Source organism: Candidatus Microbacterium phytovorans (assembly GCA_029202445.1).
Classification (GTDB): Bacteria; Actinomycetota; Actinomycetes; order Actinomycetales; family Microbacteriaceae; genus Microbacterium; species Microbacterium phytovorans.
This window is the reverse complement of sequence record CP119321.1, coordinates 1456301-1479198: the sequence shown is the minus strand read 5'-3', so window position 1 is coordinate 1479198 and position 22898 is coordinate 1456301. Positions and strand designations below refer to the sequence as shown.

Annotated in this window: 20 protein-coding genes; 11 read left to right on the top strand and 9 right to left on the bottom strand. The window is 69.0% G+C overall.

What is annotated here, in order from left to right:
• Window positions 1-84: 84 nt before the first annotated feature.
• The 4 genes from P0Y48_07040 to P0Y48_07025 all read right to left on the bottom strand — a co-directional run bounded on the left by P0Y48_07040 (window position 85) and on the right by P0Y48_07025 (window position 4598).
• A complete protein-coding gene (locus P0Y48_07040; protein ID WEK14939.1) occupies window positions 85-1179 on the bottom strand; it encodes an ABC transporter permease in 1095 nt (364 codons plus the stop codon).
• Complete coding sequence (locus P0Y48_07035; GenBank protein WEK14938.1) at window positions 1176-1994, bottom strand: ATP-binding cassette domain-containing protein; 819 nt, start codon at window positions 1992-1994, stop codon at window positions 1176-1178. The genes P0Y48_07040 and P0Y48_07035 overlap by 4 nt, the downstream gene beginning before the upstream one ends.
• Window positions 1991-2815, bottom strand: coding sequence for an ABC transporter ATP-binding protein (locus P0Y48_07030; protein WEK14937.1), 825 nt, complete (start codon window positions 2813-2815; stop codon window positions 1991-1993). Before P0Y48_07030 ends, P0Y48_07035 begins: the two co-directional genes overlap by 4 nt.
• A gap of 124 nt (window positions 2816-2939) precedes the next feature.
• Window positions 2940-4598 carry an ABC transporter substrate-binding protein gene (locus tag P0Y48_07025; protein WEK14936.1) on the bottom strand — a complete coding sequence of 553 codons (1659 nt, stop codon included), beginning with the start codon at window positions 4596-4598 and terminating at the stop codon, window positions 2940-2942.
• Between the two features lie 175 nt (window positions 4599-4773).
• On the opposite strand from P0Y48_07025, the gene P0Y48_07020 reads away from it, so the two are divergent.
• Window positions 4774-5409: a TetR/AcrR family transcriptional regulator gene (locus P0Y48_07020; protein ID WEK14935.1), complete on the top strand. Its 636-nt coding sequence runs from the start codon at window positions 4774-4776 to the stop codon at window positions 5407-5409.
• Window positions 5410-5767: 358 nt separating this feature from the next.
• Here P0Y48_07020 and serC read toward each other — a convergent pair whose 3' ends face one another.
• Window positions 5768-6886 carry a phosphoserine transaminase gene (gene serC / locus P0Y48_07015; GenBank protein ID WEK14934.1) on the bottom strand — a complete coding sequence of 373 codons (1119 nt, stop codon included), beginning with the start codon at window positions 6884-6886 and terminating at the stop codon, window positions 5768-5770.
• Between the two features lie 100 nt (window positions 6887-6986).
• Between serC and P0Y48_07010 the strand changes: the two genes are divergently transcribed.
• The 3 genes from P0Y48_07010 to P0Y48_07000 all read left to right on the top strand — a co-directional run bounded on the left by P0Y48_07010 (window position 6987) and on the right by P0Y48_07000 (window position 9661).
• Complete coding sequence (locus P0Y48_07010; GenBank protein WEK14933.1) at window positions 6987-7694, top strand: metal-dependent transcriptional regulator; 708 nt, start codon at window positions 6987-6989, stop codon at window positions 7692-7694.
• A 235-nt stretch (window positions 7695-7929) separates the two neighbouring features.
• Window positions 7930-8829: a M23 family metallopeptidase gene (locus P0Y48_07005; protein ID WEK14932.1), complete on the top strand. Its 900-nt coding sequence runs from the start codon at window positions 7930-7932 to the stop codon at window positions 8827-8829.
• Window positions 8830-9163: 334 nt separating this feature from the next.
• On the top strand, window positions 9164-9661 hold the full coding sequence (locus P0Y48_07000) for an HNH endonuclease (protein ID WEK14931.1): 498 nt from the start codon (window positions 9164-9166) through the stop codon (window positions 9659-9661).
• Window positions 9662-9665: 4 nt separating this feature from the next.
• On the opposite strand, the gene P0Y48_06995 is transcribed toward P0Y48_07000, so the two are convergent.
• On the bottom strand, window positions 9666-9995 hold the full coding sequence (locus tag P0Y48_06995; protein WEK14930.1) for a hypothetical protein: 330 nt from the start codon (window positions 9993-9995) through the stop codon (window positions 9666-9668).
• Between the two features lie 214 nt (window positions 9996-10209).
• Between P0Y48_06995 and P0Y48_06990 the strand changes: the two genes are divergently transcribed.
• The 3 genes from P0Y48_06990 to P0Y48_06980 are packed head-to-tail and all read left to right on the top strand — an operon-like array spanning window position 10210 to window position 16021.
• The gene (locus P0Y48_06990) at window positions 10210-10929 is read left to right on the top strand and encodes a hypothetical protein (protein WEK14929.1); all 720 of its coding nucleotides are present in this window, start codon (window positions 10210-10212) and stop codon (window positions 10927-10929) included.
• On the top strand, window positions 10929-12506 hold the full coding sequence (locus tag P0Y48_06985; GenBank protein WEK14928.1) for a DNA polymerase Y family protein: 1578 nt from the start codon (window positions 10929-10931) through the stop codon (window positions 12504-12506). The genes P0Y48_06990 and P0Y48_06985 overlap by 1 nt, the downstream gene beginning before the upstream one ends.
• Window positions 12506-16021 carry an error-prone DNA polymerase gene (locus P0Y48_06980; protein ID WEK14927.1) on the top strand — a complete coding sequence of 1172 codons (3516 nt, stop codon included), beginning with the start codon at window positions 12506-12508 and terminating at the stop codon, window positions 16019-16021. The genes P0Y48_06985 and P0Y48_06980 overlap by 1 nt, the downstream gene beginning before the upstream one ends.
• Before the next feature lie 138 nt (window positions 16022-16159).
• On the opposite strand, the gene P0Y48_06975 is transcribed toward P0Y48_06980, so the two are convergent.
• Window positions 16160-16441: a Fe-S cluster assembly protein HesB gene (locus P0Y48_06975; protein WEK14926.1), complete on the bottom strand. Its 282-nt coding sequence runs from the start codon at window positions 16439-16441 to the stop codon at window positions 16160-16162.
• Window positions 16442-16732: 291 nt separating this feature from the next.
• Between P0Y48_06975 and P0Y48_06970 the strand changes: the two genes are divergently transcribed.
• A complete protein-coding gene (locus tag P0Y48_06970; protein ID WEK14925.1) occupies window positions 16733-17290 on the top strand; it encodes a hypothetical protein in 558 nt (185 codons plus the stop codon).
• A 167-nt stretch (window positions 17291-17457) separates the two neighbouring features.
• On the opposite strand, the gene P0Y48_06965 is transcribed toward P0Y48_06970, so the two are convergent.
• A complete protein-coding gene (locus tag P0Y48_06965; protein ID WEK14924.1) occupies window positions 17458-18330 on the bottom strand; it encodes an endo alpha-1,4 polygalactosaminidase in 873 nt (290 codons plus the stop codon).
• Window positions 18331-18524: 194 nt separating this feature from the next.
• Between P0Y48_06965 and P0Y48_06960 the strand changes: the two genes are divergently transcribed.
• The 3 genes from P0Y48_06960 to P0Y48_06950 all read left to right on the top strand — a co-directional run bounded on the left by P0Y48_06960 (window position 18525) and on the right by P0Y48_06950 (window position 21774).
• Window positions 18525-19853 carry an extracellular solute-binding protein gene (locus P0Y48_06960; protein WEK14923.1) on the top strand — a complete coding sequence of 443 codons (1329 nt, stop codon included), beginning with the start codon at window positions 18525-18527 and terminating at the stop codon, window positions 19851-19853.
• 86 nt (window positions 19854-19939) lie between these two features.
• Entirely contained in the window at window positions 19940-20854 is a 915-nt protein-coding gene (locus P0Y48_06955; GenBank protein ID WEK14922.1) for a sugar ABC transporter permease, read from the top strand.
• Window positions 20848-21774 carry a carbohydrate ABC transporter permease gene (locus tag P0Y48_06950; protein ID WEK14921.1) on the top strand — a complete coding sequence of 309 codons (927 nt, stop codon included), beginning with the start codon at window positions 20848-20850 and terminating at the stop codon, window positions 21772-21774. Before P0Y48_06955 ends, P0Y48_06950 begins: the two co-directional genes overlap by 7 nt.
• 136 nt (window positions 21775-21910) lie before the next feature.
• On the opposite strand, the gene P0Y48_06945 is transcribed toward P0Y48_06950, so the two are convergent.
• On the bottom strand, window positions 21911-22807 hold the full coding sequence (locus tag P0Y48_06945) for an AraC family transcriptional regulator (protein WEK14920.1): 897 nt from the start codon (window positions 22805-22807) through the stop codon (window positions 21911-21913).
• Window positions 22808-22898 lie beyond the last annotated feature (91 nt).

Sequence of the window (22898 nt, the reverse complement as noted above, 5' to 3'; positions counted from 1 at the left end):
CGAGCCGGCCGCGCCAGGTGACCTCGGTCGTGGCGGGGCCGCGGACGGTCGGGCTCGTCTCGGTGCGTGTCGTGGCGGTCATGATCAGGCCTCCGTCTGGCGGGTGCGCGGGTCGAGGAACGCGTAGGCGACGTCGGCGAGGATGTTCGCGACGAGCACCGAGAGCGTGATGACGAGGAAGACGCCCTGCATGAGCGCGTAGTCCTTCGCGTTGGTGGCGTCCAGGAGCAGCTTGCCGACCCCCGGATAGCTGAAGACCATCTCCATGACGATCGTGCCGCCGACGATGAAGCCGATCGACAGCGCGAAGCTCTGGATCTGCGGGAGCACGGCGTTGCGGGCGGCGTAGCGCCACAGGACGCGACGGTTCGGCATCCCCTTGGCCTGCGCGACGGTGATGTAGTCCTCGTCGAGGACGGTCAGCATCATGTTGCGCATACCCAGCATCCAGCCGCCGAGCGAGGCGATGATGATGGTCAGCGCGGGCAGGGTGCCGTGGTGGATAACCTCGCCGATGAACTCGGGCGACCACTCCGGCACCACGCCGACGCCGTAAGCCTTGCCGATGGGGAACCACTTCAGGTTGACCGAGAACAGCGCGATCGCGAGAAGGCCCAGCCAGAAGTAGGGGATCGTGCTGAGGAACGTCGTCAGCGGGATGAGTCCGTCGAGGCGGCTGCCGCGACGCCAGCCGACGATCGCGCCGCCGACCGTGCCGATGAGGAACGACATGATCGTGGCGAAACCGACCAGACCGATGGTCCACGGCAGCGCCCCGGCGATCACCTCGGTCACCGGCCGGAGACCGTGCAGCAGCGAGACGCCCAGGTCACCGCGCAGAAGCAGCGCCCAGTAGTCGATGTACTGCTGGAAGAGGCTCTTGTCCGTGTCGAGTCCGAGCAGCGCACGCAGGGCTTCGGCCGCTTCCGGGCTCACGTTGCGGTTGCGCGCGAGGTACTGGTCGACGGCGTCGCCCTTCATCAGCCGCGGCAGGAAGAAGTTGATCGTCATCGCCGCCCACAGCGTGAACAGGTAGAACGCCGCGCGTCCGCCGAGGAAGCGCCAGGGAATGCGCGAACGCCCCTTGACGGCCGTCGTGGCCGTCGTGCCCACTTCGAGCGGATCCGCGGTCGTCGCGGAGTCTTCGACCCGGGGCAGCTGCGGTTCGACGGCGGTCACAGGGTTCCTCCCAAGGTCTGGCCGCCGGTGGCGGATGCCGCGAAGTGCTTCTCGGGGTCGGGTGACGCGGCGCGCAGTTCGCGCGTGTACGGGTCCTTCGGGCGGAGGATCACGTCGTCGGCCGGTCCCTGTTCGACGATGCGCCCCTGGTTCAGCACGATGATCTCGTCGCTGAAGTGGCGGGCGGTCGCCAGGTCGTGGGTGATGTAGAGCACCCCGAGGCCCTCTTCGCGCTGCAGGTCGGCGAGCAGGTTCAGCACGCCGACGCGAAGCGATACGTCGAGCATCGACACGGGCTCGTCGGCGACGAGCAGCTTCGGACGAGACGCGAGTGCGCGGGCGATGGCGACGCGCTGACGCTGACCGCCGGAGAGCTCGTGCGGACGGCGATCGATGACGGCATCCGGGGACAGCCGCACGCGTTCGAGGAGTCGCCGCACCTCGGCCTCGGTCTCGGCCGCGGGAACGACATCGTCCAGGCGCAGCGGCCGCGCGATGTGGTGGCGGATGGAGTGGTACGGGTTGAGCGAGGCGAACGGGTCCTGGAAGACCATGCGCAGCTGCTGCCGGTAGCGCCGCAGTCCTTTGCCGCGACGCGCGATCGGGACACCGTCGAGGCGGACCTCGCCCCGCGTGGGCACCTCCAGCTGGGTGAGGATCTTCGCGATCGTCGACTTTCCGCTGCCGGACTGACCGACGAGGCCGATCGTCTGCCCCGACTGCAGAGTGAAGGTGACGTCGTCGAGCGCGGTGAGCTGACCGGCTCCTCGCACCGAGTAGATCTTGGTCACGTGGTCGAACTCGAGGAGGGTCATCGGACCACCACTCCCTTCTCGCCGGTCAGACGCGGGAACGAGGCCAGCAGCGTCTTCGTGTAATCGTCCTGGGGGTCGTTCCAGATGCGTTCCGCGGTCGCGAGCTCGACCACGCGACCCTCCCGCATGATCGCGATGCGATCGCTGATCTCCAGCAGGAGCGGAAGGTCGTGCGTGATGAAGATGACGGAGAAGCCGAACTCGCGTCGCAGGTCGGAGATCTGGCGGAGGATCTCGCGCTGTACGAGCACGTCGAGCGCGGTCGTCGGCTCATCCATGATCATCAGCTGGGGGCGCAGCGCGAGGGCCATGGCGATCATGACGCGCTGGCGCATGCCGCCGGAGAGTTCGTGGGGATAGGAGCGGATGCGCTGCCCGCCGACCTTGACGATGTCGAGGAGGTCGACGACCGCGGCGCGGCGCTCTGCGCGGGTGAGCGAGGGGCGGTGCACGTCGAAGACGTCCTCGAGCTGCGAGCCGATCGTGGCGACGGGGTTGAGGGCGTTCATCGCGCCCTGGAACACCATCGAGATCTTGTCCCACCGGAACGCCCGCATCCGCTCGGCGTCGAGGGCGCTGATGTCGACGTCCTCGCCGGACGCGTCGTGGAACACGACCGATCCGCTCGTGATGACGGCGGGTGCCTTGAGCAGTCGTTGGATGCCGTAGGCCAGCGTGGTCTTCCCACAGCCGCTCTCGCCGGCGAGACCGAGGATCTCGCCGCGCTCGAGTTCGAGGGAGACGTTCGAGACGGCGGCGACGGGGGGATCGACGTCGTAGACGACGGAGAAGTCGCGAACGGACAGGAGGGGGTCGCTCATCGGGGCGTGCTCGCTTTCGTGAGGGCGCTGGGGGTGAGGGCGCGTGGGGTCACGGCGCGCGGTGTGAGGGCGCGCGGTCCGGTGGAGCGGATGCTGCGTGGCATCCGCTCCACCGGCGACGGGCCTACTCGGCCGGCGTCAGCTTCGTCAGGATCTGGACGATCGCGGGCTGGGTCGGGTCGGCCGACGCGTACTGGTCGTCCTCCGACGGCCAGCCGACGTAGTTCCGCGTGTTGAACTCACCCAGGAGCGGGTGGGCGCCGAGCGGGATGGCCGGCACGTTCTCGACGAAGGCCGTCTGGATCACTTCGAGAGCGGCGGCGCGGTCGGCCTCCGAGGCGGCGTTGGCGTAGGTGTTCAGCGCCTCCGTGACGGCGGGGTCGTCGAAGCGGCCGAAGTTGAACGCGGCCTTACCGTCGACGATCCACTTCGGGTCCATCGTGGAGGTGTAGAGACCGTACGCGTTGCCGGTGTCTTCGAGCCAGTGGATGATCGCCTGGAAGGTGCCTTCCTGGCGGGCGGCGTCCCAGCCGCCCCAGTCGGGCTGGTCGACCTTGACGTCGATGCCGAGGCCTTCCTTCAGTTCCTCGGCGAGCAGCGCCTGCTCGGTGTTCCAGTCGCTCCAGCCCGCGGGAACCGAGATCGAGAACGACACCGCCTCACCGTCGGGGTCGATGAGCTTCTCGCCCTCCCACGTGTAGCCGGCGTCCGTGAGGATGCTCTTGGCCTTGTCGATGTCGACGGCGTAGTTCTGGCCGGCGTAGGCGGGGATGACCTCGTCCTCCAGCAGCGCGCCGAGGCCGGTCACGCTCCAGATCGCCTCGCTCGCGCCCTCGCGAGCGATGTCGACGTAGGCCTGGCGGTCGATCGTCCAGGCGAGCGCCTCACGCAGGGCCGGGTCGTTGAACGGCTTCGTCTGCAGGTTCATGAACAGCGTTCCCGCGCCCGCAGTGGGGGAGACGAGGAACTTGTTGTCGGGATCTGCGGAGAGGTAGCTGTCCTGGATCTGCGGGATGAAGGCCTGGGCCCAGTCGGCCTCGCCGGTGGCCAGCGCGGTCGTCAGGGCCGCGTTGTCGCCGTACGAGACGTAGTGGAGTTCGGGCACGGCCAGCTCGCCGCCCCAGTAGTCGGGGTTCGCGGTGAGGGTGACCGACTCGGTGGTCCACGAGTCGAGCACGTACGGACCGGTGCCGACGACCTGACCCTCGCCGGTGAGCGGGTCGGTGTTGGGGTCGGCGATGTCGGCCCAGATGTGCTCGGGCACGATCTGGAAGTGGAGCACGCGCGCCTGCTGCGTGAACTTCGAGCTGTTGAAGTCGATCGTGACGGTGTCGCCGTCGACGGTGACGCTCTTGAGGTCGAGGGCGTTGGTGTCGTTGAGCTTGCCGTCGAGCACCTGGTTGAACGAGAAGGCGATGTCGTCGGCGGTGAAGTCTTCGCCGTCGCTCCACTTCACGCCGCTGCGAGCCTTGGCGACGAGCTGGGTGTAGTCCTCGTTCCAGGTGACCTCTTCGGCAAGCCACGGGGTCGTTCCGAGGTCGCCGGTGGGGTTGACGAGGGCGAGCGACTCGAACAGCACCTTGCCGTAGCCGTACTTCGAGGCGGACGAGTCGCCGAGGTAGGGGTTGTTCGACTCGGTCGTGATCGCGCCGTCCGGCTTGGCGATCGTGAGGGCGGCGCCCGACCCGGTGGCATCCGGGGTCTCGCTCGTTCCGCCGGCGCATCCGGTCAGCACGAGCGCCGCGGCGAGGCCGACGGCGGCGAGGGAGGTCTTGAGCCTCATTGCTTCTCCTTCGTGAATGGTTCCCGGCGCCGGGGGATTCTCGAACGAGTGTCACTCGGCGCTGAGTGTGATTGCATGCGTTAACTTACAAGTAAGTAAGTAAAATGACAACTCCGCAACGGCACACCTGCCGCACCTGCGTAGAATCTGATCCGGCATCCGGGGAGGGGGACCCATGGTCGAGGCGAGACGCCAGCCGCGCTCGCGGCCCGAGACACTCGTGCGACGTCGCGAGATCCTGGATGCCGCGGTCGACATCTTCGGCGCGAAGGGCTTCGCGGGGGGCACCCTGCAGGACATCGCCGACCAGGTCGGGATGACGCACGCCGGCATCCTCCACCACTTCGGCTCCAAGGATCAGCTGCTGTTGGAGGTGCTCGCGCACCGCGACGAGACCGACGTGGCCGAACTCGAGGGGCAGCACATCCCTGACGGCGAGCAGCTGTTCCGCCACCTCGTGCGTACGGCGTTCGTGAACGCGCGACGGGCCGGGATCGTTCAGGCGTACGCCGTGCTCTCCGCCGAGTCGGTGACCGACGATCACCCCGGGCGGGAGTTCTTCCAGCGGCGCTACCGCACGCTGCGCTCCGAAGTGACCCACGCGTTCCAGGTCATGTGCGCCGAGCGCGGGGTCACCGAGCCCGAGACCGTCGCAGATGCCGCTGCGGGAATCCTCGCCGTCATGGACGGCCTTCAGGTGCAGTGGCTCCTCGACCCGTCCGCCGTCGACCTCGGACGCGGCTCGCAGTTCGCCATCGAGGCGATCGTCTCGGCGGTCATCGATCCCCGCCCGTCGCCCATCGCCGAGTAGGTCGCCGGGGGTGCGAGGGGTGCGGCGTTTCGTCTCGCTGCGCTCGCTCAACGACCGGGGGTGGCACCGGTGGCGTTTCGTCTCGCTGCGCTCGCTCGACGACCGGGGGTGGCGGGCGGGCGCTGTCCGGTCGTTGAGCGAGGAGCGGAGCGACGAGACGAAACGTCGATCCTGGAGGGGTGGCGTTTCGTCTCGCTGCGCTCGCTCAACGACCGGGGGTGGCGGGCGGGCGCTGTCCGGTCGTTGAGCGAGGAGCGGAGCGACGAGACGAAACGTCGATCCTGGAGGGGCGGCGTTCGTCTCGCTGCGCTCGCTCAACGACCGCGTGGCGCTCGCTCAACGACCGCGTGAGACTCGCTCAGCCCTTCAGGCCGTCGATCGTATACTCGATGCACTTGACGAGCTGACGCACGTCGTCGGGCTCGATCGACACGAACGTCGCGATACGCAGCTGGTTGCGGCCGAGCTTGCGGTACGGCTCGGTGTCGACGACACCGTTGCCGCGCAGGCTGGCGGCGACGGCCGCGGCATCCACGGTCTCGTCGAAGTCGATCGTCACGACCACCGGCGACCGGTCGGCCGGGTCTGCCACGAACAGCGTCGCATACGCCGCCTGCTCGGCCCACGCGTACAGCACCCCGGACGACTCCGCCGTGCGTGCCGCCGCCCATCCGAGACCGCCGTTGCCGTTGATCCACTCGAGCTGCTTGTCGAGAAGGTGCAGCGTCGCGACGGCGGGGGTGTTCAGCGTCTGGTTCAGACGAGAGTTGTCGAGCGCATTCTTCAGGCTCAGGAACTCGGGGATGTACCGTCCGGATGCCGCGACCCGCTCGATGCGCTCGATCGCGGCAGGAGACACCGCGGCGAACCACAGACCGCCGTCGGAGCCCAGGTTCTTCTGGGGGGCGAAGTAGTAGACGTCGCTCTCGGAGACGGAGAGGTTGATGCCGCCGGCCGCGCTCGTCGCGTCGATCACCGTGAGCGCCCCCGGGTCACCGGCGACCCGGGTGACCGGCGCCGCGACGCCCGTCGACGTCTCGTTGTGGGGCCAGGCGTAGACGTCTACGCCTTCGACCGGCTCCGCCGCGGCACGCGTTCCGGGCTCCGCCTTGCGGACGTCGGGGGCCTCGAGCCACGGGGCGCCCGCAGCACCGGCGAACTTGCCGCCGAACTCACCGAACACGAGGTTCTGGGCGCGCTTCTCGATGAGGCCGAAGGACGCGGCATCCCAGAACGCCGTCGAACCGCCGTTGCCGAGGATGATCTCGTAGCCGTCGGGGAGGCGCAGCAGATCGGACAGGCCCATGCGCACCTGGCCGACGAGGCTCTTCACGGGGGACTGACGGTGCGACGTGCCCATGAGCACCGAACCCGGGCCGGCGAGCGACACGATCTGCTCGTGGCGGATCTTGGATGGACCGCAGCCGAAGCGTCCATCGGTGGGCAGGATCTCGCGCGGGAGCGTCACGTGGGCCATGGACCGATTCTACGGTCGCCCGACCCCCGCGCCCGGCCAGCGGCCGTCACAAACGGATAGGCTGAACGGGCACCCCGAAACCCGCGCGACGAGGCCTTCCATGACCGATCTGATCGACACCACCGAGATGTACCTGCGCACCATCCTCGAACTCGAGGAAGAGGACATCACGCCCTTGCGCGCGCGCATCTCGGAGCGCCTCGGCCACTCGGGTCCGACCGTATCGCAGACCGTCGGCCGCATGGAGCGCGACGGGCTCGTCGTCGTTTCCGAGGACCGCTCCCTCGAACTCACGGATGCCGGTCGGCAGAAGGCCGTCGACGTCATGCGCAAGCATCGCCTCGCCGAGCGGCTCCTCAGTGACGTGATCGGACTCGACTGGGCCTACGTGCACGAGGAGGCGTGCCGCTGGGAGCACGTCATGAGCGAGCTCGTCGAGCGTCGGCTCATCGAACTGCTCGGCCACCCCACCGAGTCCCCCTACGGCAACCCCATCCCGGGCCTCGACCAGCTCGGCGACCTGCCCGCTCACACCTTCAACGACGGCGTCGTCGGTCTCGTGCGCGCCCTCAACGCGGAGGGCGGCCCCATCGCCGGAACCATCCGCCGACTCGCCGAACCCGTCCAGGTCGACCCCGAGCTGCTCGGTCAGCTGCGCGCCGCCGGCGTCGTGCCGGGAGGCGCGGGACAGTTCCAATTCAGCGAGGGATACGTGCTCGTCCAGATGGACGGACAGGACGAGGGCCTCGAGCTTCCCGTGGAAGTGGCATCCCACATCTTCCTCGTCGAGGTGCGCCCGCAAGCCTGAGCATCACCGGGGAAGGCGCTGGCAGCAGCACCTCCTACGTGACTTATTCGTTACCTTCCGGTAGCCTCAATCTGTCCGACGGCGAGAAGCCCGCCACAGGACCTCCGCACGGAAAGCCTCTACGGTCCGTCGTTCGTGTGGATGAAGCCCGTACATCTGTGCCCGACACAGTACGACGAACACTGCCGACGGACGCGTCTCACCCGACCGGGTAAGCGGAGGCCGGGAGGAAAGTTTGGCTGAACAGTTCGATTCGTCGAAGGAAGCACCCGACTCCGAGACGACCCTCGCCCGCACGGGCGCTGACCACAGCGCCGTCACCTCGAGCGAGTCCGCTCGTGGTGGCCGTCGCCGGCTGAAGACTCGCCGTGCGAAGAATGTCACGGCATCCAGCGTTCCCACGCGTCGCCCGCGGAGTTCCGTGCACCCCGTCCGCAGCTTCCTGACCGTGACCGCCGTCGCCGGCCTCGTCGCAACGGTCGCGATTCCGGCATTCGCCGCCGCGCGCGGCGGTGATGACGCCGTCACGATCCAGCAGGTGGCCGCCGAGAACGCGCAGAACCTCGTCATCGCCTCCGAAGCGACACCCGCGGCGCTCGAACGCGGTGACTATGCGGCTACCACGCCCGAGGAGATCGAGAAGAAGAAGCAGGAAGAGGCGGCCAAAGCCGCACTCGCTGCTCGCGTCGCCTCGCAGTCCTCCTCGTCGTCGGTCAGCATGGCCGTTCCCGCGAAGATCGCCGCCGCCGGCGATGTCGTCCGGCCGCTCACGTCGTTCAACAACTTCGGCACGCCGTACGCGGGCCATAAGGGTACCGACTACATGGTCGGCCGCGGCACCCCGATCTACGCGATCGCCGACGGTGTCGTCGTCGCGTCGAGCGAGAGCGGTCCGGGCTGGGGTGTGTACGTCAAGATCGCCCACAACATCGGTGGCAAGAGCGTCACGTCGCTCTACGCGCACATGCTCTACGGCAGCCGCCGCGTCTCGGTCGGGCAGACCGTCTCGGCTGGCCAGCTCATCGGGCAGGTCAGCGACACGGGGCGTGCCTACGGCACCCACCTCCACCTGGAGATCCGACTCAACGGCGGGTATGTCAACGCCGAGTCGTGGCTGCAGGCCAACGCCAGCTGACCCCGCCCACGCGGCCGTCGACACGCGGCATCCGTTCTTCTCCTGTTGCGCCTCGGTCGTCTGGGGCTGTATTAGCCTGATCCCGACGCTCGCGTGAGCCCAGGGGGAGCAGATGGACGTAGTACCCCGCATTCGATCCGTGAATGCCCCAGACCGGCATGACGTCGGTCGCTACGTCCTTCGGCATCGTGTGCACGACTGCCGCGACCTCGGTCGTGGAACAAAGGCGCTGTCTTTCGACAGCGCCTTTTTTCGTGCCCGCACCTCCTTCGCGAAGGCGACGTCGCAACCGAACAACCGCTGAAGCCGTCACGGCAGTTCGAGAGGACATCGAATGCGCACTCTGGTGCTGAACGCAGGATACGAACCGCTGGCCGTCGTCTCGTTCAAGCGAGCCCTCGTGCTCGTCATGAACGACAAGGCGGTCGTGGTCGAACACGTCGATGACGATCCGGTCTGGGGCACCCGAGCCGCCTACGACCGTCCCGCAGTCATCGTGTTGACTCGCTACGTGCGAGTGCCGGGTGCGCGCCGCGTGCCGGTGACGCGGCGCGGTGTGCTCCGCCGCGATGCACACCGATGCGCGTATTGCGGGAAGGGCGCGTCGACGATCGACCACGTCCTGCCGCGCTCGCGCGGTGGCGCCGACTCGTGGGAGAACCTCGTCGCCTGCTGCCTGCGCTGCAACAACGTCAAGGGTGATCGCACTCCGCAGGAGATGGGGTGGGAGCTGCGGTGGGTGCCGCAGCCTCCCCGTGGTGCGCAGTGGACCGTCAGGGGCACGGAGCGCACCGACCCCGTCTGGGAGCCGTACCTCGCCCTCGCCGCCTGATCGTTCAGCTGCCGCGCCTTGAGCTTCCGCTCTCGCGGGTCGGGGCGGTGATTGTCCGCGTTCGAACGTGCGCTTCGCACAGAAGCGTCGCCATCAGGCTGAGGATGCCGACGCACAGCAGTGCCAGTCCGATACCCGTGACGTCGACCGGCGTCGCATCCCACATGTCGGCTTCGAACTGACTTTCCTCCCACACGATCGTTGTGCGTGTCAACAGGAGCGAGAGCCCCACGATGGTGACGGTGATGCTGACGAGCCACGGGGCGAGTCGTATCGCTGTGTGTGCCGCTCGTCGGAGACGGTTGCCCGGGTTCATGTCGTCTCGTGTTTTCATGTCGTCTCCTTGTCGAACGGCGGGGGAGGCGAGAATGGGTGAAGGACACACGCCATGCTCACGAGAGTACTCATTGATGAGTGCGCTTGAAAACTAGAGCACTCGCCCTGGTCTCGTCTGGAGTTGTCCACAGGACCGGATGCAGTGTCGGTGGTCGTTCGTATCTTCGATTCGACGGATTGAAGGAATAGAACAGATGTTCTAACCTGTCGAAGTGAGGACGATCGTGCGGGATGCGGCTGCGGTGCAGGAGGTGCAGCGACTGCGCGCTCAGCTCGAGAGAGTGCAGGGGCGGCGCCTCGACGCGCCGGTGCTGCCGGTCCATCCCGCCATCGGTGAGCTGCTTCCGGGCCGCGGGCTGCGTCCCGGATCGGCGTACTCTCTCGGGCGCTCGACGTCGCTGCTGTTCGCCCTGCTGGCGCAGCCGTCGCAGGCGGGGTCGTGGTGCGGCGTCATAGGGATGCCGGGGGTGGGGATCGAGGCGGCGGAGCACATCGGCGTCGACCTCTCGCGCCTCGTGCTGATCCCCGACCCGGGGCCGCGGTGGCTCGCGGTCACGGCGACGATCGCGGAGGTGCTGCCGATCGTGGCGGTGAGGCCGCCGGCGCGAGCGAAGGATGCCGATGTCGGGCGGTTGGCTGCGCGCATGCGGGAGCGGGGGTCGGTCCTGCTCGTCCAGGGGCCGTGGCCGCAGACCGAGGCGATGATCGATGTCGACAGCCCGCAGTGGTCGGGGCTGGGTGAGGGGCACGGCATCCTCTCGGGGAGGGAGCTCACCGTGACCGTGTCGAGCCGCCGGTTCCCCGTGCCGCGCCGGAACCGGATGATGCTGCCGGCATCCGACGGGACGCTCTCCACGATCCCGTGGGGCGAGCGCGGCGGGGAGAACGAGCTCGAGGTCTCGGCGATGCCTCCGATGCGGGCGGTGAGCTGATGCGGCGGGAGAGGTCGGCCGCCGTGCAGGCGACCGTGGAGGCGGGGTGGGAGCCGGTACGCAGTCTCGTGGTGTGGGTGCCGGACTGGCCGATCATCGCCCTCACTCGCGACGGCATCGACCCTCCCGACCCGGGGTTGCCGATCGCCGTGTTCGAGAAGGGGATGGTGCTCGCGTGCTCCGCGGCCGCGCGGGCCGAAGGGGTGCGCAGAGGGCAGCGGCGTCGCGACGCGCAAGCGCGGTGCCCGCAGCTCCTCGTGGCCGACGCCGACCCGGTGCGGGACCAGCGGGTCTTCGCCCCGCTCATCGCCCAGCTGGAAGACGTGGCCCCGGGGGTGCAGCTGCTCCACCCCGGACTGTGCGCGTTGAAGGCGCGTGGGCCGGCGCGGTACTACGGGGGAGAGGCGGCGGCGGCGACGGTGCTCACCGGCATCCTGAGCGAAGCGGGGATCGCGGATGTGCGGGCGGGCGTCGCTGACGGGCCCTTCACGGCCGAGCAGGCCGCGCGGGTCGGCACCCGCCGCGATCGACCTCTCCGGGTGGTGCCGGCGGGAGAGTCGGCCGCCTTCCTGGCGCCACTGCCGGTGACGGTGCTCGACCACGACGTCGTCGACCTGTTCGCACGGCTCGGGGTGCAGACGCTCGGGCAGGTCGCCGCTCTTCCCGTCGACCGTCTCGTCGAGAGGTTCGGGGTGAGGGGTGCTCGACTGCATGCGCTGTCGGCCGGGGCCGACTCGCAGCCCGTGACGCCGCGCACGCCTCCGCCCGAACTGCATCGGGAGGTCGCGTTCGAGCCGCCGCTCGAACTCGCCGAGCAGGTCGCCTTCGGCACGAGGGTGGCCGCCGAGGAGTTCATCACGGGTCTCGGGGCGGTCGATCTGGTGTGCACCGAGTTGCGCGTCGTCGTCACGGGCGAGCGGGGCGAGCGCAGCTCCCGCGTGTGGCTGCACCCGGGCGCGTTCGACGCCTCGGGGGTCGTCGACCGGGTGCGGTGGCAACTGGCGGAGCAGACACTGCGCAGCGGTGTGGCTCAGGTGCGGCTCGAGCCCGAACGGGTGGATGCCGCCGCCCACCACGCACGGGCGCTGTTCGGGGGTGGACCCGACGAGAAGGTGCACCACGCCCTCTCGCGTGTGCAGGCCATGCTGGGGCACCGCGCCGTCGTCACTCCGGTCGTCGGGGGCGGCCGGTGGCTCCAGGAACGGCAGGTGCTCGTGCCGTGGGGCGACCGGGTGGAGATCGCCGACCGTTCCCGGCCGTGGCCGGGCAGCATCCCGGATCCGCTGCCGTCGACGGTGTTCGCCGAACCTGTGCCGGTTGCGGTCGTCGACGACGACGGTGACATGGTGGCCGTCGACGCGCGAGGCGAGCCGACCGCAGCGCCGTCGGCGCTCGTCGCAGGCGGGTCGACGCGTGCCGTGCAGTCCTGGGCGGGCCCGTGGCCGATCGTCGAGCGGACGTGGGATGCCGTGCGTGCCCGCCAGGCGCACAGGTTCCAGGTGGTCGATGTGCACCAGACCGCGTGGCTGCTGGTGTGCGAGGCGGGGGTCTGGCACGTCGAGGGGAGGTACGACTGATGGGCTTCAACAATCCGTCGGTCACCTGGTCGGAGATGGAGCGGGTGCTCAGCGGTCGCCCCGAGCCGAACGGGGGCGACGGCCCCGCCTTCTCGCGAAAGCGCGGACCGTACGAACCGACGCCGATCGTCCGTCCCGACGACGCGGTGCCCTACGCCGAACTGCATGCGCATTCGTCCTTCTCGTTCCTCGACGGCGCCTCCTCGCCGGCCGAACTCGCGGAAGAGGCGGAACGGCTGGGGCTCCACGCTCTCGCGATCAGCGACCACGACGGCTTCTACGGCATCGTGCGGTTCGCCGAGGCCGCCGAGCACCTGCAGGTGAAGACGGTCTTCGGCGCGGAACTGTCGCTGGGCGACATCGCGTCGGCGAGCGAGCAGCACGACCTCCTCAGCCCGCCGGGCATCCCGCAACCGACGGCCCCACGCGCCGGGCCGCCCGACCCGGAAGGCACGCACCTCCTGGTGCTGGCGCGCGGGGAGGAGGGCTACCACCGCCTCGCCGCGGCGATCACCCACGCCCAACTCTCCGGTGCGGAAAAAGGGCGTCCCCGCTACGACCTCGCCGACCTCGCCGAGCGCGGACGCGGCCACTGGTCGATCCTCACCGGATGCCGCAAGGGTTCCGTCCGACGCGCCCTCGCGACGGGCGGACCGACCGCCGCCGGCGACGAACTCGACCGGCTCGTCACGCTGTTCGGCCCCGACGCGATCGAGGTCGAGCTCATCGACCACGGAAACCCGGTCGACACCCGCGACAACGACGTGCTGGCAGCCCTCGCCCGCGATCGAGGACTTCCCGTTCTCGCGACCAACAACGTCCACTACGCGGTGCCCGAACGGATGCCGTTGGCCGCTGCCGTCGCCGCCGTCCGCGCCGGTCGTGGCCTCGACGAGCTCGACGGGTGGCTGCCGTCGCACGCGAGCGCGCATCTGCGCTCGGGCGCGGAGATGCAACGAAGGTTCCGGCGGTATCCGGGAGCCGTCAGCCGCACGGTCGACCTCGCCGACGAGCTCGCCTTCCCCCTGCGCCGCGCGAAACCGGCCCTCCCGCAACTCCCCGTCCCCGACGGGCACACGCCCATGACCTGGCTGCGCCACCTCGTGTGGGAGGCGGTGCCCCGCTTCTACCCCGACCTCGACGACGACGGCCGGACCCGCATCGAGAAGGAACTCGCCGTCATCGAGCAGAAGGACTTCCCCGGCTACTTCCTCATCGTCCACGGGATCGTCCAGGAGGCGCGACGCCGCGGCATCCTCTGCCAGGGAAGGGGCTCGGCCGCCAACAGCGCCGTCTGCTACCTGCTGGGAATCACGGCCATCGACTCGATCTACTACCGACTGCCGTTCGAGCGGTTCCTGTCCGCCCTGCGCGACGAGGAACCCGATATCGACGTCGACTTCGACTCCGACCGGAGAGAGGAGATCATCCAGTGGGTATACGCGACCTACGGACGCGACCGCGCCGCGCAGGTCGCCAACGTCATCCAGTACCGCCCGAAGAACGCCGTCCGCGATATGGCTCGCGCCCTCGGCCACTCACCCGGACAGCAGGACGCCTGGTCGAAGCAGATCGAACGGTGGGACGGGCAGTTCGAGACCTCCGACCATGACATCCCCGACCGCGTGCTGGCCTACGCGGGAGAACTGCTCAAAGCCCCCCGCCACCTCGGCATCCACTCGGGAGGAATGGTGCTCACCGACCGCCCCGTCGGCGAAGTGGTGCCCATCGAGCACGCCCGCATGGAGAACCGCACCGTCATCCAATGGGACAAGGACGACGCCGCATGGATGGGGCTCGTCAAATTTGACCTCCTCGGGCTCGGGATGCTCGCCGCCATCCAGTACGCGTTCGACCTCATCGACGGCGCCACGGGGGAGCGGTGGGAACTCGCGACGATCCCCAAAGAAGAAGCCGCCGTCTACGACATGCTGTGCCGAGCGGACTCGATCGGCGTCTTCCAGGTCGAATCCCGCGCGCAGATGGGTCTCCTGCCACGGCTGCAGCCCCGACGGTTCTACGACCTCGTGATCGAGATCGCCCTCATCCGTCCCGGCCCCATCCAGGGCGGAGCGGTGCACCCATACGTGCGGCGCAAACTCGGACACGAGAAGGTCACCTACGCGCACCCCAAGCTCGAGCCGGTGCTGGAGCGCACCCTCGGCATCCCGGTGTTCCAGGAGCAGCTCATGCAGATGGGTATGGCGGTCGGCGACCTGTCGGGAGAGGATGCCGATCTGCTCCGCCGAGCCATGGGCTCCAAGCGGGGCATCGAGCGGATCGAGTCGCTCAAGCGGAAACTGTACGAGGGCATGGCGCGGCACGGTCTCGTGGGACAGGTCGCCGACGACCTGTACGCGAAGATCCAGGCGTTCGCGAACTTCGGATTCGCCGAAAGTCATTCGCTCTCGTTCGGGCTGCTCGTCTACGCCTCGTCCTGGCTGAAACTCCACTATCCCGGCGCATTCCTGGCCGCGCTGCTGCGAGCCCAGCCGATGGGGTTCTACTCACCCGCCTCGCTCACCGCCGATGCGCGACGGCACGGGGTGACCGTCCGCCGTCCCGACATCCACGCTTCCGCGGCCGAAGCCATCCTCGAACCCCTCGAGGTCGACACCTCGCCCGGTGAGATCCCACCCGGGGAGTCCGTAACCGGGGCGACCCCGCCACCCGGGGAGACGACCCCACGCGGCGCGGCGCGGCGACCGGCGACCGGACGGGACTCCTGCACCGATCGACACCAGCCGCCCGTACCCGACTTCGATCCCACCGCGCCCGTCGAAGACGCGGCGCATCGCCGCGACGGTGCGTTCGCGGTCCGGCTGGGACTCGCGGCGGTCACCGGCATCGGAACTCCGCTCGCCGAACGGATCGTCGCCGAGCGCGAACAGCACGGCCCCTACCATGACCTGCGTGATCTCGTGCGGCGCACGGGAGCGACCGAGGCGCATCTCGAAGCGCTCGCGACGGCGGGTGCGTTCGAGAGCCTCGGCGTCAGCAGACGCGAAGGCATCTGGCTCGCGGGCGATGCCGCACAGAACCGGCCGGAGTTCCTCGAAGGCACGCTCATCTCCGTCCAGCCGCCGCTGTTCCCCGACCAGACGAGCTACGACATCCTCGCCGCCGACCTGTGGGCGACGGGAATCTCCACCGACGACCACCCCCTCACCCACTACCGGGCGCAGCTCGACGCGAGGGGGGTGCTCACCTCCCGCGAGCTGCGCGAGCACGAGACGGGACGACGCATCGAGGTCGCGGGGCTCGTCACCCACCGACAGAGGCCGGCGACGGCATCCGGAATCACGTTCATCAACCTGGAAGACGAGCACGGCCTGGTGAACGTGATCTGCTCGCTCGGAGTGTGGAACAGATACCGACGGGTGCTCCGCGACTCACCGGCGCTCATCGCCCGCGGACTGTTGGAGCGCTCGCCGGAGGGAGTGACCAACCTCCTCGCCGACGGCTTCGAAGACCTCAAGGTGGGGGTGGAGCACCGCTCCCGCGACTTCCGGTGACGACGCGAGACAAAGAACACCCCGGACCAGGATCGACTCCAGAAAATCGTCCTGTTCCGGGGTGTTCTCCGGCTCAGCCAGCGACCGGCTGTGCGGCCGACAAGTGGCTCGCGGCCGGCAGGCGGCGGCCGGCGAAACTCAGCGCTGGTCGGCGAGGGCGAAGCCCACCGAGCCGTCGTCGGTGACACGGGCGTCGAGCACCCGGTTGTCGAGGGCAACGCTCGCGACGGGGTCGACGAACACGCGCGCGCCGTCGGCCTCGACGACGGTGTCGTCGGACTCGGGGGCGCTGGCCAGGTTGAGCGCGTAGCCCTTCTCGGGGGCGACCGCTTCGCTGATGCGCAGACCACCCGTCGTGGTGGGGATCTGCTCTGTGAGCGACTTCACGGCGATCGTGGCGTTCTCGGTGAGTGTGAGCATGGTGCTCTCCTTCCGTGGATTGCTGCGGACCGGCCACGATGCCGAGAATCGGCGGCGGATGCAATCTCTGACACACCATCGGCGGTGACTCACACGGTTTACGGAGGTTCGCCACCTGATCGACGGGCGACCCCCGCGGCCTGTTTGTAGATGATCGACAGTGCAAAATACACTGTGGTCAGACCACATGGATGCCGCACACGGAGTTTTCCCAGGTTTCTCCCTGCCGGGCGGACACTGAAGTCATAGCCCCGGAGACACCGGAGCACAGATCACGAAAGGTCCCAGATCATGGCCGTCCCGACCGCCACCCCTGTCCCCCACGGCGGTGCCACCGCAACCCCGGTCGCCGAACAGCGCGCCCTCCCGATCGCCATCGCGGTCACGCGGATGCTGATGGGCTTCTACTTCCTCTGGGCCTTCCTCGACAAGGTGTTCGGCTTCGGCTTCGCCACCCCCGCCGAGCGGGCGTGGATCCACGGCGGCAGCCCCACCACCGGATTCCTCAGCAACGCGACCGCCGAGAGCCCGCTCGCCGGACTCTTCACCGCCCTGGCCGGCGTCCCGCTGGTCGACTGGCTGTTCATGCTCGGACTCCTCGGCGTCGGCGTCACCCTCCTCACCGGAATCGGTGTCCGCCTCGGCGCAATCGCCGGTGTCGCGATGCTGTTCCTCATGTACCTGGCCGAGTTCCCCCTCACCCTGACGGGTGCCACCAACCCCCTGATCGACAGCCACATCATCGACATGGGCGTCATGGCGATCGCGTTCTTCGCGGTTCCTACCCAGCGTCTGAGCCTCGCCCGCACCTGGCGTGCGATCGTCGGCGACAAGACCTGGCTCTGGTGAGTCACTGACCCACCCCGACCCCGGTTGCGGAACCCCCGGGCGTCCGAAGCCAACGCTCCCGCAACCCCCGACGCACCCCCGCGGCCCTGTGCCCGCGGGGGTGCGGTCATGTACGGGCCGCGCCTGTCCGGTGCACCGTCATGGCGCCCCCGCGTGCCCGGCCGAGCTCAGTCGCAGAGCTCGAACACGTAGGCCGGGTCACCGACGACCGTGAGGTCGCGATCGCGCAGAACGAGGGATGCCGGTCGGTCCTCGTGCTCACACACCTCCGCGAACGGCCGCGGAAGGTTGTCGGTGTACTCGATACCGATCACCGCGTCGCCGTACACGTCGGTGTAGGCGGCGCATTCGTCGTACGCGGCGCACTCCTCGGTGACTGCGAAGTCGAAACTCGCCTCGGTGCGGAGGAGCTCGGCATCCTCCGCCGCGTTCTTCTGACCGGCCGCGAGACCCACCCGGTGCGCCGCCTCGACCAGTAGGCCTGCGACCGCGACGTTATCCGCGCGCGAGAGCGCCCCATCCGTGCGCGTATAGGTGTCGAGGTTGTCGAACTCGACCGCGTCGAACCCGTCCGCCGCACACCCCTCGATCCAGGGGATCACCCTGGCGGCGACGCCCGCGGCATCCCGCGTGTCCACGATGACCTCGTCGGGCCAGTCGGGATCGATGACGAGTTCGCCCGCGGCGTCGCGCAGAAGCAGCGCGCCCGGCCAGTCGTCCGCCTCGCCCGGCTGGGTCTGGAAGGCGTTGACGTAGCAGATCGAGTACAGCGACGCGGCGGGAGGCGCGGTGCGGTCGCGCGCCACGATCTCTACCCCGGAAGCCGGGTCGTACGCACCGCCGAGTTGGTAGTCCGGAGCGCCGCCCGCCGGCGGCAACGCCACCGACGCGGCGGAGGGCGAAGGTGTCGCGGTGGCGTCCGGAGTCTCGGCAGGCACCGCCGTTGCCGCCGCGCAGCCGCTTAGTACGAGCGAGGCCATGACGGCGACGAGCGTCAGGACGCCCGAGCTCGCGGTACGGTCGCGGACGTGTCGGCTCACCTCGCGAGCCTAACCGCCGACGGGTTCGGGGAGCGGTTCCGGGCCGCAACGCGTGAGCGCCGGGTCAATCGGGTATCCGTAGAATCGTCCAGGTGAACCCGTCGTTCTCCTATGTTCCCGGGATGCCGTGCCGCATAGCGTCAGTACGCACCATCCAGCCGAGGCCCTGACGCCTGCATTGCAAGGGAGCATGTATGTCCATTTCCGCACGCCGTCGCACCCGAGTGGCGGCCCTCGCGATCGGCGCTGTCGCCGCGATCGCCCTCGCCGGCTGCAGCGCCGGCACCAGCACGGAGCCACCCGCCGACGGCGAGCCCGTCGAGATCACCTTCCAGTCGTGGGTGCCGAACATCGACCGCGCCGTGGACGCGTTCAACGAGGCGCACGACGACATCCACGTCACGCTCGAGACGATCACCGCCGGCCCCGACGGCGGCTACGCCACCATGCTGTCGGCCGTGCAGGCCGGCAACCCCGCCGATGTCGTCCAGCTCGGCTACGACGCGATCCCCGACTTCCTCATCAACGACGCCCTCGAAGACATCACCCCGTACGTCTCGGATGCCGAGAGCCTCTTCGTCCCGTGGCAGTGGCAGACCGGTGTCTTCGGCGACAAGGTGTACTCGATCCCGCAGGCCTCCGGTCCGCTCGGACAGTTCTACCGCGCCGACATCTTCGAGGAGCTCGGCATCGACTACCCGGAGACGTGGGACGAGTTCTACGAAGCGGCCAAGGTCGTCCGTGCGTCCGACCCCGACCGTTACATCACCGCGTTCGCCTTCAACCAGGCGCCGTGGATGATCGGTCTCGCCCAGCAGGGCGGCGCCAACTGGTTCGTCGCCGAGAACGACGCCTGGTCGGTGTCGATCGACGGCGCCGAGACGACCAAGGTCGCCGACTTCTGGCAGAAGATGATCGACGAAGACCTCGTCAAGATCGAGGCCGACTTCTCCAGCGAGTGGAACGCCGACCTGCAGAACGGCAACATCCTGTCCTGGATCTCCGGTTCGTGGGCGGATGCCATTCTCCGCGGCACGGCGCCCGACACCGCCGGCAAGTGGGCCGTCGGCGCGATGCCGCAGTGGAACGCCGGCGACAACGTCTCGGCGACGTGGGCGGGTGGTTCGGCCAACGCGGTGCTGAAGGGCTCGAAGAACCCCGAGGCGGCAGCGGAGTTCGCCGTGTGGCTCAACTCCAACACCGACAGCGTCAGCATCCTCACCGAGATCGGCGCCGGCTGGCCGTCGATCGTCGACACCGCGGCGATCGCGTCGCTCCAGGACGCCCCCGAGGTCTTCGACTTCTACGGCGGCCAGGACATCTGGGACGTGTTCGCCGAGTCGGACAAGGCCGTCGACACGTCGTGGTCGTGGCCCCCGCTGTCCTCGACGCTGTTCGCGAGCCTGACCGACAACGTCAAGGCCGCCGTCGACGCCGGCACACCGCTCGCCGACGCGTACGCCAAGACGCAGGCCGACATGGTCGCCGCTCTCACCGAGCGCGGCATCTCCGTCAGCGACTGAACCCGACGGGGTGGGCCAGCCGACAAGGCCGGTCCACCCCGTCCTCCGTCCCGCCGCTGCACCGGCGCCGACCAGGAAGAAGCCCCGTGACCTCCGTCGCCCTCCCGCGCTCCCGCCGCCGGCTCCCCGGCGCCGTCTGGGTGCTGATCCTGCCGTTCGCTGTCATGTTCGTGGCGTTCTTCGTGGCGCCGATCGTCTACGCGATCGTGCAGAGCATGTTCACGACGCGCAGTTCGGGACTCGGGTACGGCGCCCCCGAAACGGCGTTCGTCTTCCTCGACAACTACGCCCGCGCGCTCGCCGACCCGTCGTTCGTGGAGAGCCTCGGCAGGCTCGTGACCTTCTCCGCCGTGCTCGTGCCGCTCATGGTGCTCACCGCGCTCGGACTCGCCCTCCTCCTCGACTCCGGACGCGCCCTCGCCCCCCGCTTCTTCCGCGTCGTCTTTTTCTCGCCGTACGGCGTCCCCGGCGTCGTCGCCACGCTGCTGTGGGGCTTCCTCTACGTCCCCGCGACGAGCCCGGTCCTCCAGCTGCTGAGTTCGGCCGGCATCGCGTTCGACCCGCTCTCCAGCGGCAACGTGCTCTTCTCCATCGCCAACATCGCGCTGTGGGGGTTCGCCGGCTACAACATGGTCATCCTCATGGCCGCGCTCAACGCCATCCCCTCCGAACTGTACGAAGCGGCCCGCGTCGACGGCGCCTCCGCCTGGTCGACCATCTGGCACATCAAGCTCCCGCTCGTGCGGCCCTCGATCATCCTCGTGACCGTCTTCACGATCATCGGCACGCTGCAGCTGTTCGTCGAACCGCTCGTGCTCCGTCCGCTGACCACCGCCATCAGCTCCACGTACACCCCCAATCTCGCCGCCTACAACCAGGCGTTCGCGCAGGGGAACCCGAACCTCGCCGCGGCGATGGCGGTGATCGTGGCCCTCCTCGGGTTCGCCTTCTCGTTCGGGTTCCTCCGTCTCGTCAACCGGAAGGGGAGCCGCGCATGGTGACCGCCGCATCCGCCACCGCTGCCGAGGCGACCGGGGCGATCACGCGTCCGGCATCCGCTCGTCGCCGTACACCGCACACCTCGGGAACGGTCAGCACGGTCGCCGTGAACGTGGCGCTCGTCGTCGCGGCCGTGTACTTCCTGCTGCCGCTCGTGTGGGTGCTCATCGCCGCCACCAAGTCGCCCGCCGACCTCTTCGGCACCTTCGGCCTGTGGTTCTCCGACGCGCCGCAGGCGTGGGAGAACCTCGTCGCCCTCTTCACACAGGACGGCGGCGCCTTCACCCGCTGGGTGCTCAACAGCATCCTGTACTCCGGCGTCGGAGCGTTCGTCGCGATGGTGATCTCGGCCGCGTGCGGCTACGCGATCGCGAAGTTCCCGTTCCGCGGGCGGGAGCTGCTGTTCTCCGTCATCCTCGGCGGGGTGCTCGTGCCGGCCACGGTCATCGCCCTCCCGCTCTACTTCCTCCTCAACACCTTCGGCCTCACCGGCACCTACTGGGCGGTGCTGCTGCCGAGCATGGTGAGCCCCTTCGGCGTCTACCTCGCCCGCATCCACGCCAACGCGAGCGTGCCCGACGAGGTGATCGAGGCGGCGCGGCTCGACGGCGCCGGCGACCTCCGCATCTTCGCGTCGATGGCGTCGCGCATGATGATGCCCGCGCTCGTCACGATCTTCCTGTTCCAGTTCGTCACCATCTGGAACAACTACCTGCTGCCGCTCGTCATGCTCAACGACACGTCCACCTTCCCGGTGACTCTGGGACTGACGCTGTGGAACGGGCAGACGCAGCGCGACCCCATGTTCTACGCGCTCGTCGTCACCGGTTCTGCCGTGTCGGCGCTGCTGCTGGTCGCGCTCATGACGGGGCTGCAGCGCTTCTGGCGCGCCGACCTCACCGCCGGCGCGACGAAGGGCTGACGCTTCGGTTCGCCCGCTTACAGGCAGAACCGGGCGTCCTCGTCGCTCCCGCCGCCGCGGTGGCCGATTCTGCCTGTACGCGGTCCGTCAACTCGGATACACCGGCCGGGGGAAGCGACGTGTGGGGCGGCCGGGGTCAGCCCTTGCGGGTCTCGCGGTAGGCGCGGGGGCTCATGCCGTGGGTGCGGCGGAACTGCCGGGAGAAGTAGAAGGGGTCGTCCAGCCCGATGCGGCGACCGACCTCCGCGACGGGCAGCGTCGTCGTGTCGAGGAGCTCGCGGGCGCGCGCCATCTTGAGCGCGTTGTGGTGCGCGAGCACGCCGCCGCCGGTGGCCTCGCGGAACAGCGCGGCCAGGTGCGAGGCGGAGACGCCGACCATCGCCGCGAGTTCGGGCACCTGCACGTGACCGTCGATGCGGTCCTCGAGGTAGCGCATCGCGCGTTCGACGGGGGCGCCCTCGCTGGGGATCACCCGGTCGACCGCCAGTTGTGTCAGCAGACGCCAGGCCATGCCGGAGGTCGCGAGAAGGCGGCCGGGGGTGGTGTCGCGGGCGAGGGCGACGGAGATCTCGTCGAGGAGCGCCGTCACCCGCTCGACGGCCGGCAGCGACAGGGTGACGCGGCCGGGTCGGATGCCGGCGGCCTCCAGCAGTTCGGGCACGTCGGAGCCGCGGACGTGGCACCACCAGATCGTCCAGGGGTCGGTCGTGGAGGCGCCGTACGAGTGGGGGGTGCCGCCGGGGATGACGATCGCGGTGGACGACCCGACGGCGATGCGGATGCCGTCGGCCTCCACCCATCCGGCCCCGGCGACGCAGACGATGACGATCGTCTCCTCCGTGCCGTCGGGGCGGTGGCGTCCGTGGTGGTCGGCGTGGGGGAAGTAGCCGGCGTCGGTGACGAGGATGCGTCGGGTGACGGGGCGGGTGAGGGCGGTATCGACGATCGGCCGCGGGACGACGCTGAGCCGTTGCCGGTCGAAGCCGTCGGCACGCTCTTGTGGGGACGTCGGTGGGATCTCCGTCGCATCCATGTGCGGCATTCTGTCACATGCCGCGCCTGCCACGGGGACCGTCGAATCATCTAGGTGAGTCGGGCGAATGGCCATTCCCTCCGGATGCCGG